Origin of the sequence: Cytobacillus dafuensis, from assembly GCF_007995155.1 — a bacterium.
GTDB lineage: Bacteria > Bacillota > Bacilli > Bacillales > Cytobacillaceae > Cytobacillus > Cytobacillus dafuensis.
In genome coordinates, this window is sequence record NZ_CP042593.1 from 2,122,765 (window position 1) to 2,136,030 (window position 13,266).

The window sequence follows — 13,266 nt, forward strand, 5'->3', positions numbered from 1 at the left end:
GCTAGCGGTATCTTCTAACTCAAAAAGATAAATCTTTATCTTTTAAAAAAAGGTGGTTATATATTGAGCACAGTCATAGCCTTCATAATCATATTTGGGGCACTTGTATTTTTTCATGAATTAGGCCATTTTGTATTTGCAAAAAGAGCCGGTATTCTTTGCCGTGAATTTGCGATCGGATTTGGTCCAAAGGTTTTTTCGCATAAAAAAGGAGAAACAGTTTATACGATTAGACTTTTGCCAATTGGCGGATTTGTCCGAATGGCTGGTGAGGATCCAGAAGTTGTAGAAATAAAACCAGGCTTTAGAGTTGGTTTATTATTTAATGAGAATGAGCAAGTAAACAAAATCATTTTGAATCAGAAAGATAAATATCCTGATGCGAGAATGATTGAGGTAGAACATGCAGACATTGAGCATGATTTGATTATCAAAGGATATGTTGAAGGTGAAGATGATGAGAAACTTCAGTCCTTCTCAATTGATCCAAGTGCTGTTCTTGTTGAAGATGGAACTGAAACATTAATTGCACCATTTGATCGGCAGTTTGCTTCAAAAACACTAGGTCAAAGAGCAATGGCCATTTTTGCCGGACCCATGATGAATTTTATTCTTGCTTTTGTTATATTTGTCTTAATTGGATTGTTGCAAGGAATTCCGTCAAATGCTCCTGAGCTTGGGAAATTAACTCCTGATGGCGCTGCTATTGAAGCGGGCTTAAAGGAAGGAGATATTATCCATAGCGTCAATGGAGCGGAGACTTCAAGCTGGTCTGATGTCGTAGAAATCATTCGCAAAAACCCTAATAAAGATCTCAACTTCTTCCTTGAAAGAGATGGAAAAGAAATGACAATTCCGGTTACTCCAAAAGTTCAAGAAGTTGAAGGTGAAAAAATAGGGGTTGTTGGTGTCTATATGCCTTTTGAGAAATCACCATTAAAAGCAATTACTAATGGGGCAAAAGAGACATATCATTGGACAAAGGAAATTTTTGCAATGCTTGGCAAGTTGGTAACTGGTCAATTTTCAATTGATGACCTATCAGGACCTGTTGGTATCTATGTGTCGACTGATACTGTTGCAAAATCAGGAATTTTCTATTTAATGAAATGGGCTGGAATATTGAGTATAAACCTAGGAATAATGAACTTACTTCCGATACCAGCATTAGATGGTGGCAGACTCATGTTTTTTGCAGTTGAAGCAGTTCGAGGAAAACCAATAGACCGTCATAAAGAGGGCATGGTTCATTTTATTGGATTTGCATTACTAATGCTACTAATGCTTGTTGTAACATGGAATGACATTCAAAGATTTTTCCTTTAAAAAAAGGCCGATAAGCTATTTTGTTGTTGATTGGAGCGGAAGGCGCGAGACTCCTGCGGGAAAAGCGAGTCATAGGAAGACCCCGCAGGAGCGATAGCGACGAGGAGGCTTCCGGACCGCCCGCGGAAAGCGAGTGCCTTCAGCGGAAATCAACAGAGAAGTTTAATATTGCCAAAAAGAAAAATATCAATTAATAATATAAAGGGTCACTTTCTCTTTTTATGATATGAAGCGCCGTTTTTTCGCTTTATGAACTAATAAGAGCATGACCCTTTATTTTGCTTTTCTGTAAATGAATCATATATAGAGGTGTACAAAATGAAACAAAGTAAAATCTTAATTCCAACAATGAAGGAAAATCCTGCAGACGCAGAAATTAAGAGCCATCAATTACTATTAAGGGCAGGATTTATCCGACAAAATGCAAGTGGGATATATAGCTATCTTCCACTTGCAAATAAAGTTTTGCGTAAAATTGAAGCAATTGTACGTGAAGAAATGGATCATGCGGGTGGTGTGGAATTGCTAATGCCAGCTATGCAAGCTGCAGAGCTATGGCAGGAGTCAGGACGCTGGTATTCGTATGGACCGGAATTGATGAGATTGAAGGATCGCCACTCAAGAGATTTTGCTTTAGGAGCTACTCATGAAGAAGTGATTACAAGCTTAGTGCGTGATGAAATCAAAACATACAAGAAATTACCTATAACACTTTATCAAATCCAAACAAAGTTTCGTGATGAGAAGCGCCCACGCTTTGGGATATTACGCGGACGTGAATTTATAATGAAAGATGCTTATTCCTTTCATTCTACTCAAAATAGCCTTGATGACATTTATGAAAAAATGTACCAAGCATATTCAAATATTTTTACTCGTTGTGGTTTAAACTTTAGGGCTGTCATAGCTGATTCAGGCGCAATGGGTGGCAAAGATACTCATGAATTTATGGTTTTATCAGAAGTAGGGGAAGATACAATAGCTTATTCCGATTCTTCCAACTATGCTGCAAATATCGAAATGGCTCCAGTCATTACGAAGTATGAAAAAAGTAGCGAAAAAATAAAGGAATTAGAAAAGGTTAAAACAGAAAATAAAAAAACAATAGAAGAAGTTTCATCCTTCCTTCATGTTTCTCCAGAGCAATGTATTAAATCTTTGCTATTTAAAGTGGATGATAAATATGTTTTAGTATTAGTTCGCGGTGATCATGAGGTTAATGACATAAAATTAAAGAATTTATTTGGAGCAGCAAATGCAGAGCTAGCTGGTGCAGATGAAACAAAGGAAATTCTCGGCTGTTCAATAGGATCACTAGGACCAGTAGGAATTTCAAATGTCGATATTATAGCAGACACTGCTATTGAAAGCTTAACGAATGCTGTATGTGGTGCAAATGAAGTAGATTATCATTATATGAATGTAAACCCAATTCGAGATTTTCATGTCAGCCAATATACGGACCTGCGTTTCATTCAAGAAGGAGATCTATCTCCGGATGGAAATGGAACAATCCTTTTTGCAAAAGGGATTGAAGTGGGGCATGTATTTAAATTGGGTACACGGTATAGTGAAGCTATGGGAGCAACTTATTTAGATGAAAATGGAAGAAACCAGCCAATGATTATGGGGTGTTACGGAATCGGAGTTTCTCGTACGATGGCCTCAATCGTTGAGCAATTTCATGATGAAAAAGGTATTGTTTGGCCTGTGAATATTGCTCCATTTGATCTACATTTAATTGCAGTGAATATGAAAGATGATGATCAGTCAGTACTTGCAGAGGAGCTTTATTCACGATTGAAAGAAGCAGGCTACGATATATTAATGGATGATCGTCAGGAAAGGCCTGGAGTAAAATTTGCAGATGCTGATCTCATTGGATTACCAGTTCGCATAACTGTTGGAAAGAAGGCTTCAGAAGGTATAGTTGAAGTAAAAGTTCGCAAAACTGGTGAAGTGCAGGAAGTGTATAAAGAGCAATTGGTTGAAACGATATCAAATATTTTAACATCCCTTTAAATAATTTGGATTCCTTTTAGGGGATCCTTTTATTTTGGTAAAACGCCAAAATTTCCTAGTTAAAATTATTTTCCGAAGCCATTGTAAAAAAACTATAATTAAGAGTTCATGATATAATAGTTTTCGTCTGTATGTGTTTAGATGAAACAAAATATAATATTTATGGATGGGAGAGAGATTTATGGAGGAAGCCCATGCAAAAAAAAAGCGATTCCAACTCTTGCTCCAACAGCTGCAGCTTACGGATGATACAATCGTGCAGCATTTACAGCAAGCTGAAATCGATAAAGTTGTGATTGAAAAGCGCGCTAAAAAGTGGCATTTCTTTTTCCGTTTTGATCATATTTTGCCATTTGATATATTTATTTTATTTACAAAAAGATTAGAAAAATCATTCTCTCATATAGCAAAAATTGCTTTTACGATTGAAGTGAGGAATCAACAATTCAATGATCAATTAATTCTAGGGTATTGGCAGAATTGTATTCAGGAAATGGAAGGAATGGCACCACCGCTTTTAAAATTGTTAAATGAGCAATTTCCTACAGTACAAGGAAACAAGCTTCTTATAAATGTAAGAAATGATACAGAAGGTCTGTCTATTAAGAGAAAATATGCAGGAATTATTTCGAGTGTTTTTGAGACATATGGTTTTCCTTCTTTAGTGATTGATACTGAAATTTCTGCAGAAGCATCAAATGAAGAGTATAAGAGATTCTTAGAAGCGAAACAAAAGGAGGATCAAGAACGCGGTCTTCAAGCATTGATAGACATGCAAAAGAAAGAAGCAGAGGCTACTTCTGGTGATGCTGCAACTCCTCAAGGTCCTCTTATGATCGGATTAACAATTAAAGATGATGCTGATTACAGAAAGCTGATTGATATCGTTGATGAAGAACGACGACTCGCCATTGAAGGATATGTATTCTCAGCTGAAACAAAAGAGCTTCGTAGCGGTAGAACACTTTTAACCTTTAAGATAACGGATTACACAAGCTCAATTCTTGTCAAAATGTTTTCTCGTGATAAAGAAGATGCGGCATTGTTTCAACTAGTTAAAAAAGGAATGTGGCTTAAAGTACGAGGCAGCATTCAAAATGACACATTTGTCCGTGATCTCGTTATGATCGGAAATGATATTAACGAGATTAAACCAGACACAAGAAAAGATACTGCACCAGAGGATGAAAAAAGAGTAGAACTTCATCTTCACACTCCGATGAGCCAGATGGATGCAGTTACATCTGTTAGCACTCTTATAGGGCAGGCAAAGAAATGGGGACATAAGGCAATAGCTGTTACTGACCACGCAAATGTACAGTCCTTTCCTGAAGCATTTAGTGCAGGAAAGAAGAATGATATAAAAATATTATTCGGTGTTGAAGTAAACTTAGTAGATGATGGTGTTCCAATCGCATACAACAGTTCTCATCGAAAGTTAACAGATGACACATATGTCGTGTTTGACGTGGAGACGACAGGTTTATCTGCTGTCTATGATACGATCATTGAGCTTGCAGCAGTAAAAATACAAAACGGAGAGATCATTGATCGTTTTGAATCATTTGCTAACCCACACCATCCTCTTTCTGCAACAACAATAAACTTGACCGGAATTACGGATGATCTTGTGGAAAATGCTCCAGAGGTAGATGAAGTTTTACAAAAGTTTTATAACTGGACGAATGATGCAATCCTCGTTGCTCATAACGCTTCTTTTGATATGGGTTTCTTAAATGTTGGCTACAAAAAAATCGGCCTAGGGAAGGCAGAAAATCCAGTTATTGATACATTAGAGCTCGCTAGATTTCTATACCCAGACATGAAAAATCATCGATTAAATACACTAGCGAAGAAATTTGATGTTGAACTTACACAGCATCATAGAGCCATATATGACGCTGAAGCAACAGGCTATCTTTTACTAAAAATGCTAAAGGATGCAGCAGAGAAAGAAATTGAATTTCACGATCAATTCAATGATCATATGGGAGAAGGAAATGCTTATCAAAGGGCAAGGCCATCACATTGCACTTTACTTGCTCAAACTGAAGTCGGCTTAAAAAATCTTTTTAAGCTTGTGTCCATATCCCATCTCAATTATTTTTATCGAGTCCCGCGGATACCTAGATCACTGCTTCAGAAGCACCGTGAAGGAATTCTAGTTGGTTCAAGCTGTGATAAAGGGGAAGTTTTTGAGGGAATGATGCAAAAGTCTCCAGAAGAAGTTGAAGAAATTGCAACATTTTATGACTATTTAGAGGTTCATCCTAAAGAGGTTTATGCCCATTTAATTGAACTTGAACTAATAAAAAATGAGAAGGCACTTGAGGATATCATTAGTAATATTGTAAAACTTGGTGAAAAGCTGGAACTGCCAGTTGCTGCGACTGGAAATGTTCATTATTTAGATCCTAATGATAAAATTTACCGGCAAATTCTTATAAGTTCTCAAGGTGGAGCGAACCCTTTAAATCGCCACCGGCTTCCAGATGTTCATTTCCGTACGACGAATGAAATGCTCGAATTATTTTCATTCCTAGGAAAAGAAAAGGCAAAACAAATTGTTGTAGAGAATACGAATAAAATTGCTGACATGATAGATGTCATTAAGCCAATTAAAGACGATCTCTACACGCCGAAAATTGAAGGCGCAGATGATGAAATGCGCAATATGAGCTACTCAATGGCAAGACATATATACGGAGATAACTTGCCAGAAATTGTTGAAGCTCGTCTGGAAAAAGAACTTAAAAGTATCATCGGTCATGGATTTGCCGTTATTTATCTTATATCTCATAAACTCGTAAAAAAATCATTAGATGATGGATATCTTGTAGGTTCTCGTGGCTCAGTAGGTTCGTCCTTAGTTGCAACCATGACGGAAATTACAGAAGTGAACCCGCTACCTCCGCATTATGTTTGTCCAGATTGCAAGCATTCTGAATTCTTTAATGATGGCTCAGTGGGCTCGGGTTTTGACCTCCCTGACAAGGATTGTCCTCAATGTGGAGCTAAATATAAAAAAGACGGACAGGATATTCCCTTTGAGACATTTTTGGGATTTAAGGGAGATAAAGTGCCGGATATTGACTTAAACTTTTCTGGTGAATATCAGCCGCGTGCCCATAATTATACGAAGGTGTTATTCGGAGAAGATTATGTATACCGTGCAGGTACAATCGGTACTGTCGCTGATAAAACAGCATTCGGTTATGTGAAAGCCTATCAACAAGATAATAATCTTCAATTAAGAGGTGCCGAAGTGGAGCGGCTTGCCTCTGGTTGTACTGGTGTTAAAAGAACAACAGGACAGCATCCTGGTGGAATTATCGTTGTGCCTGATTATATGGATATTTATGATTTCTCACCAATTCAATTTCCAGCAGACGATAAAAATTCAGAATGGAAAACAACCCATTTTGATTTCCATTCCATCCATGATAACCTATTAAAGCTCGATATTCTTGGACACGATGATCCAACTGTTATACGTATGCTTCAAGATCTAAGTGGGATTGATCCAAAAACAATACCTACAGATGATCCGGAAGTAATGAAAATATTTAGCGGTACAGAATCTCTTGGTGTATCAGAAGAGCAGATAATGTGTAAAACCGGAACACTTGGTATTCCAGAGTTTGGAACAAGATTTGTAAGGCAAATGTTAGAGGATACAAAGCCTACAACCTTTTCAGAACTCGTTCAAATATCAGGTTTGTCCCACGGTACAGATGTATGGCTTGGTAATGCTCAAGAGCTCATTCACAATAAGATATGTACATTAAGTGAAGTAATCGGTTGTCGTGATGATATAATGGTCTATTTAATCTACCAAGGGCTTGAACCTGCATTCGCTTTTAAAATTATGGAATCAGTCCGTAAAGGTAAAGGTTTAACAGACGAAATGGAAGAAGAAATGAGAAAAAATAAGGTTCCTGAATGGTATATTGATTCTTGTAAAAAAATCAAATATATGTTCCCAAAAGCGCATGCTTCTGCATATGTGTTGATGGCAGTGAGGATAGCATACTTTAAAGTTCATCATCCTCTCTTGTATTACGCAGCATATTTCTCTGTTCGCGCTGAGGATTTCGATATTGGTGCAATGGTTAAAGGGTCTCAATCCATTCGATCAGTGATTGAAGAAATAAATGCAAAGGGTTTAGATGCTTCAACAAAGGAAAAAAATCTTTTAACCGTGATGGAGCTTGCACTTGAAATGACAGAACGTGGATTTAGCTTTAAGAAGGTAGATTTATATCGCTCAAGCGCCAATGAGTTTATCATTGATGGAAAAACACTTATTCCTCCTTTTAATTCAATTCCTGGTCTTGGAACGAACGCTGCTTTTAACATAGTTAAAGCTAGGGAGGAAGGAGAGTTCTTGTCTAAAGAAGATCTTCAGCAGAGAGGAAGATTATCTAAGACAATCATTGAGTATTTGGATAATCATGGATGTTTAGAATCACTTCCTGAACAAAACCAGCTTTCTCTTTTTTAATCTAATCTATTCTATTCAATCTGATAACCATGTATTGGAAGCTTTTCCATTTGCATTAAAAATATGGTTATGGTATAGTTTTAGTGGAAATACTAACGATAACTCTCGAAAAGAAGAGTGGGGCAACCCACTCTTTCGTGTTGTGTACGCTAAATTTTCAGTCATACTATTAGTTTACAATTTTACCGTCTAATCGAACTTAAGTAGGAAGCTAAAGGAGGGATATTATGAGCAAAGTGACTGAAACAGTAGAAAAATTAGTCACTCCAATTTTAGATGAGCTTAAATTAGAATTAGTTGACATTGAATATGTAAAGGAAGGAAAAGATTGGTTTCTTCGCGTATTCATCGATAAGGAAACAGGTGTTGATATAGAGGAGTGTGGGCAAGTCAGTGAGAAATTAAGTGACAAGCTTGATGAGATTGATCCTATTCCTTACAATTATTTCTTGGAAGTTTCATCGCCTGGTGCTGAACGCCCTCTAAAAAATGGTAAGGATTTTGAAAAGGCATTAGGTAAAAATGTTTTTATTAAAACATATGAACCAATTGATGGTGTTAAAACCTTTGAAGGAATATTATCAAAGTTTGATGGCCAAACTGCCACAGTTGAAATCAAAATTAAAACGAGGAAAAAAAGTATTGACATTCCTTATGAAAAAGTGGCCAATGCACGTTTAGCAGTGGTTTTTTCTTAAATTTAAGTAATTAGTATTTTATAAAGATAATGGCGCTTTGCGCTTTTCTATTAAAGGGGGATTAGTATCTCATGAGCAGCGAATTGTTGGATGCTCTAGTTTTGTTGGAAAAAGAAAAAGGTATATCACGTGATGTCATCATTGATGCGATAGAGGCAGCGTTAGTGTCGGCATACCGTAGAAATTTTAACCAAGCTCAAAATGTTCGCATTGATTTGAATCTTGGAAACGGTACAATGAGAGTTTTTGCACGAAAAGAAGTGGTGGATGAAGTATTTGATCCTAGATTGGAAATTTCAGTTGAAGATGCACAAAGAATTAATCCGAACTACCAAATTGAAGACATTGTGGAATTAGAAGTTACACCTAAAGATTTTGGACGTATTGCAGCACAAACTGCAAAACAGGTCGTAACACAACGTGTCCGAGAAGCGGAAAGAGGAATTATTTATTCTGAATTTATCGACCGTGAAGAAGATATCATGACAGGGATTGTACAGCGTCAGGATTCCAAGTTCATTTATGTCAGTCTTGGAAAGATTGAAGCCATTCTTCCTGCTAATGAACAAATGCCGAACGAGCAGTATAAACCTCATGACAGGATAAAAGTTTTTATTACAAAAGTTGAGAAAACAACAAAAGGACCACAAATTTTTGTTTCAAGAACTCATCCAGGGCTACTAAAAAGATTATTTGAAATCGAAGTTCCAGAAATATACGATGGGACTGTAGAGATTAAATCGGTTGCTCGTGAAGCGGGAGATCGTTCGAAAATTTCCGTTCATTCTGATAATGAAGAAGTCGATCCAGTAGGTTCATGTGTTGGACCTAAGGGAACTCGTGTTCAAGCGGTCGTGAATGAATTGAAAGGTGAAAAGATCGATATTGTAAAATGGTCTTCAGATCCAATTATTTTCGTTGCCAATGCATTAAGCCCCTCTAAAGTTCTTGATGTCATTGTGAATGAAAATGATAAAGCTACTACAGTAGTTGTTCCAGATTATCAGCTTTCATTGGCAATCGGAAAGCGTGGGCAAAACGCAAGATTAGCAGCTAAATTGACTGGTTGGAAAATTGACATAAAATCGGAGTCAGAAGCTCGTGAAATAGGAATGTATCCACGAGAGGAAACTTTGTTGAATTTTGAAAATAATGAGTTAGAAGATGAAGATCAACTTGATTTGCAAGATGATATGGATTAATAGAGGTGAATGATCGTGAACAATCGTAAAAAAGTTCCCATGCGTAAATGTGTCGCAACCGGTGAAATGAGACCGAAAAAAGAACTCGTTCGCATCGTTCGCTCTAAGGAAGGTGAAGTGTCGGTTGACCTAACAGGAAAAAAATCTGGTCGTGGCGCATACCTTTCTAAGGAAAAGGAAGCAGTAGTGCTAGCAAAAAAGAAAAATGTTTTAGCCAACCATTTAGATGTTTCAATAGATGATTCTATTTATGAAGAGCTCATTGAGCTCATAGAGAAGGAGAAACGACAATCCAAATGAACGAAAATCAATGGATGTCATTGCTTGGCTTAGCGAATCGGGCACGAAAAATTACTTCGGGTGAAGAGCTAACTATCAAAGAAATAAGAAACGGTAAAGCGAAGCTCATATTGTTATCAGCGGACGCTTCTGTTAACACGACAAAAAAAGTGACAGATAAATGTAAATCCTATGAAGTTCCATATAAGCTTGTTGAAAATCGAGAATTGCTTGGTCATGCTATAGGAAAAGATGCTCGGGTTGTTGTGGCTGTTTTAGATGATGGATTTGCAAAAAAACTGAAGTCGTTGCTCGATTAATTCCAGCGGGGGTGAAAGTATGAGTAAAATACGCGTTTACGAATATGCAAAGAAACATAATGTATCAAGTAAAGACGTTATTATAAAATTAAAAGACATGAATATAGAGGTTTCCAATCACATGACAACAATAGAACCATCGGCCATACAAAAATTAGACAGTCTTTATGGGAAGAAAGATGAAAAGCAGCCTCAAAAGCAAAATAATCAGCCTGCTCAGAACCAACAAAATTCGAAACAAGCTCAAATGAAACCAAAAGCCCATTCATCTTCTGATAATGAGGATTCTGTCATTGCTAATAAAAAAATGAATAAACCTACTCTCAAACCAGGTGAAGGTAAAAAACAAAATCAAGAAAGCCAACAGAAAGAAAACAAGGCTTTTAACAAAAATAAAAATAAAAATAATAACAATAATAATAACAATAAGAACAAAAATAATAATAAAGGGAGAGTCCAGCAAACTCAAGCTGCACAAGCTCCTAAAAAAGTAAAAGAACTGCCAGAAAAAATTACTTTCAGCGAATCTTTAACAGTTGCTGAGCTTGCAAAGAAGCTTTACCGTGAACCTTCAGAGATTATTAAAAAGCTATTTATGCTTGGAGTCATGGCAACGATTAATCAGGAACTTGATAAAGATGCAATTGAATTAATTGCTACTGATTATGGTGTTGAAGTTGAAGAAGAAGTTCATATCGATGTAACTGATTTAGAAGTATATTTCACTGAAGACAATAATGCGGAATTAGTGGAACGCCCTGCTGTAGTTACGATAATGGGTCACGTTGACCATGGAAAAACAACAACATTGGATTCTATCCGCAATACAAAGGTAACAGCTGGAGAAGCAGGCGGAATTACACAGCACATCGGCGCTTATCAAGTAGATGTAAATGGTAAGAAAATCACATTTTTAGATACTCCAGGACATGCTGCGTTTACAACAATGCGTGCGCGTGGTGCACAAGTTACAGATATTACAATCTTGGTAGTTGCAGCTGATGACGGTGTAATGCCGCAAACAGTAGAGGCGATTAATCATGCAAAAGCAGCAGAAGTACCAATCATTGTCGCTGTTAATAAAATGGATAAAGAAGCTGCAAATCCTGACCGTGTTATGCAAGAATTAACTGAATACGGTTTAGTCCCAGAGGCTTGGGGCGGGGATACAATATTTGTTCCAATTGCTGCACTAAAGGGAGAGGGCATTGACAATCTACTTGAAATGATCCTTCTAGTTAGTGAAGTAGAGGAATATAAAGCAAACTCTAATCGAAATGCTGTAGGTACGGTAATCGAAGCACAGTTAGATAAGGGCCGTGGTTCGGTAGCTACATTACTTGTTCAAAACGGTACATTAAAAGTAGGCGACCCAATTGTTGTTGGGAACACTTATGGACGTGTACGTGCAATGGTTAATGATCTCGGCCGCCGAGTTAAAGTAGCTGGGCCATCAACTCCAGTCGAAATTACTGGATTAAATGATGTTCCTCAAGCGGGTGATCGTTTTGCTGTATTGTCTGATGAGAAAACAGCTCGTCAAATTGGAGAGGCTCGTGCCAAACAAGCATTGCAAGCACAACGCAGTGAAAAAACTCGTGTAAGCTTAGATAACTTGTTTGAACACATGAAACAAGGTGAAATGAAAGACCTAAATATTGTTGTGAAGGCAGATGTTCAAGGATCTGCAGAAGCACTAACAACAGCATTGCAAAAAATTGATGTTGAAGGTGTAAATGTACGAATTCTTCATACTGGAGCTGGAGCAATTAATGAATCCGATATAACGCTTGCATCTGCATTTAATGCAATTGTCATTGGATTTAATGTACGCCCAGATAATAATGCTAAGCGAGCGGCAGAAGCGGAAGGCGTTGAAATTCGTCTTCATAGAATCATTTATAAAGTTATTGAAGAAATAGAATTAGCGATGAAAGGAATGCTTGATCCAGAATTTGAAGAAAAAATTATTGGTCAGGCAGAGGTTCGTCAAACATTTAAAGTATCTAAAGTTGGAACAATTGCTGGTTCATATGTGACGGATGGAAAAATCACACGTGATAGTGGAATCCGTCTAATCCGTGATGGAATTGTAATCTTTGAAGGAGAAATTGATGCATTGAAACGCTTCAAAGATGATGCAAAAGAAGTGAGTCAAGGATATGAATGTGGTGTCACAATTAAAAACTTCAATGACGTTAAAGAAGGAGACGTTATTGAAGCATATATTATGCAAGAAATTGAACGCAAATGATTATTGGCTTAGCAGCTTGTGAATGTATTATTTATGACACAAATTCTTTAAAAGAAAAACGTGCTGTTTTGCAACGAATATTGTCTCGTTTGAAACAAAGATATAATGTATCTGTCGCTGAGGTGGATTTTCAAGATTTATGGCAGCGTACGAAGATAGCCATTATTGCTGTATCTGCCTCCAAAGTTTCAACAGAACATGAATTACAAAATGCCCTAAAATTAATTGATTCGTTTCCAGAAATAGAACGAACTATTACTGATATTGAGTGGCTTTAAGAAAAGGGTGAATATATATGAGCCTACGAGCAAATAAAGTTGGGGAACAAATGAAGAAGGAACTTGGAGAAATTATCGGACGAAAAATTAAGGATCCACGTGTTGGATTTGTAACGGTAACGGATGTTCAAGTAACAGGTGATCTCCAGCAGGCAACAGTTTATATATCAGTTCTTGGCAATGAAGAACAAAGAGAAAATACGCTTAAAGGCCTTGCAAAAGCAAAGGGATTTATTCGTTCGGAGATTGGTCAGCGTATACGGTTACGGAAAACGCCAGAAATCTTCTTTGAATTTGATGAATCTATTGATTATGGCAATCGTATAGAATCTTTACTGCATCAAATCCAAGATGATGAACGAACGAAAGATAAAGAAGATTAA

The 13,266-nt window shown here is 37.1% G+C and carries 10 protein-coding genes; all 10 read left to right on the forward strand.

Annotated features, from left to right (window positions below):
• Positions 1-63 precede the first annotated feature (63 nt).
• The 10 genes from rseP to rbfA all read left to right on the forward strand — a co-directional run bounded on the left by rseP (position 64) and on the right by rbfA (position 13,266).
• Complete coding sequence (gene rseP, locus FSZ17_RS10065) at positions 64-1,326, forward strand: RIP metalloprotease RseP (protein WP_057769899.1); 1,263 nt, start codon at positions 64-66, stop codon at positions 1,324-1,326.
• Between the two features lie 318 nt (positions 1,327-1,644).
• Complete coding sequence (locus tag FSZ17_RS10070; RefSeq protein ID WP_057769901.1) at positions 1,645-3,348, forward strand: proline--tRNA ligase; 1,704 nt, start codon at positions 1,645-1,647, stop codon at positions 3,346-3,348.
• 181 nt (positions 3,349-3,529) lie between these two features.
• Positions 3,530-7,852, forward strand: a complete 4,323-nt coding sequence (locus FSZ17_RS10075; RefSeq protein ID WP_057769902.1) for a PolC-type DNA polymerase III — start codon at positions 3,530-3,532, stop codon at positions 7,850-7,852.
• 224 nt (positions 7,853-8,076) lie between these two features.
• Complete coding sequence (rimP, locus tag FSZ17_RS10080) at positions 8,077-8,550, forward strand: ribosome maturation factor RimP (RefSeq protein WP_185150716.1); 474 nt, start codon at positions 8,077-8,079, stop codon at positions 8,548-8,550.
• A gap of 71 nt (positions 8,551-8,621) precedes the next feature.
• Complete coding sequence (gene nusA / locus FSZ17_RS10085) at positions 8,622-9,752, forward strand: transcription termination factor NusA (protein ID WP_057769904.1); 1,131 nt, start codon at positions 8,622-8,624, stop codon at positions 9,750-9,752.
• 15 nt (positions 9,753-9,767) lie between these two features.
• Positions 9,768-10,052: an RNase P modulator RnpM gene (gene rnpM / locus FSZ17_RS10090; protein WP_057769905.1), complete on the forward strand. Its 285-nt coding sequence runs from the start codon at positions 9,768-9,770 to the stop codon at positions 10,050-10,052.
• Positions 10,049-10,351 (forward strand): YlxQ family RNA-binding protein, encoded by a 303-nt coding sequence (locus FSZ17_RS10095; protein WP_057769906.1) that lies wholly within the window; start codon positions 10,049-10,051, stop codon positions 10,349-10,351. The genes rnpM and FSZ17_RS10095 overlap by 4 nt, the downstream gene beginning before the upstream one ends.
• A gap of 19 nt (positions 10,352-10,370) precedes the next feature.
• Positions 10,371-12,605, forward strand: a complete 2,235-nt coding sequence (gene infB / locus FSZ17_RS10100; RefSeq protein WP_057769908.1) for a translation initiation factor IF-2 — start codon at positions 10,371-10,373, stop codon at positions 12,603-12,605.
• A complete protein-coding gene (locus FSZ17_RS10105; RefSeq protein WP_082625184.1) occupies positions 12,602-12,883 on the forward strand; it encodes a DUF503 domain-containing protein in 282 nt (93 codons plus the stop codon). Before infB ends, FSZ17_RS10105 begins: the two co-directional genes overlap by 4 nt.
• A 17-nt stretch (positions 12,884-12,900) precedes the next feature.
• A complete protein-coding gene (gene rbfA / locus FSZ17_RS10110) occupies positions 12,901-13,266 on the forward strand; it encodes a 30S ribosome-binding factor RbfA (RefSeq protein ID WP_057769910.1) in 366 nt (121 codons plus the stop codon).

What these genes read in the sequence shown, in the direction of transcription:
- FSZ17_RS10070 (WP_057769901.1), top strand. Translation starts at nt 1,645, where the DNA reads ATGAAACAAAGTAAAATCTTAATTCCAACAATGAAGGAAAATCCTGCA.
- FSZ17_RS10075 (WP_057769902.1), top strand. Translation starts at nt 3,530, where the DNA reads ATGGAGGAAGCCCATGCAAAAAAAAAGCGATTCCAACTCTTGCTCCAA.
- nusA (WP_057769904.1), top strand. Translation starts at nt 8,622, where the DNA reads ATGAGCAGCGAATTGTTGGATGCTCTAGTTTTGTTGGAAAAAGAAAAA.
- FSZ17_RS10095 (WP_057769906.1), top strand. Translation starts at nt 10,049, where the DNA reads ATGAACGAAAATCAATGGATGTCATTGCTTGGCTTAGCGAATCGGGCA.
- infB (WP_057769908.1), top strand. Translation starts at nt 10,371, where the DNA reads ATGAGTAAAATACGCGTTTACGAATATGCAAAGAAACATAATGTATCA.
- FSZ17_RS10105 (WP_082625184.1), top strand. Translation starts at nt 12,602, where the DNA reads ATGATTATTGGCTTAGCAGCTTGTGAATGTATTATTTATGACACAAAT.
- rbfA (WP_057769910.1), top strand. Translation starts at nt 12,901, where the DNA reads ATGAGCCTACGAGCAAATAAAGTTGGGGAACAAATGAAGAAGGAACTT.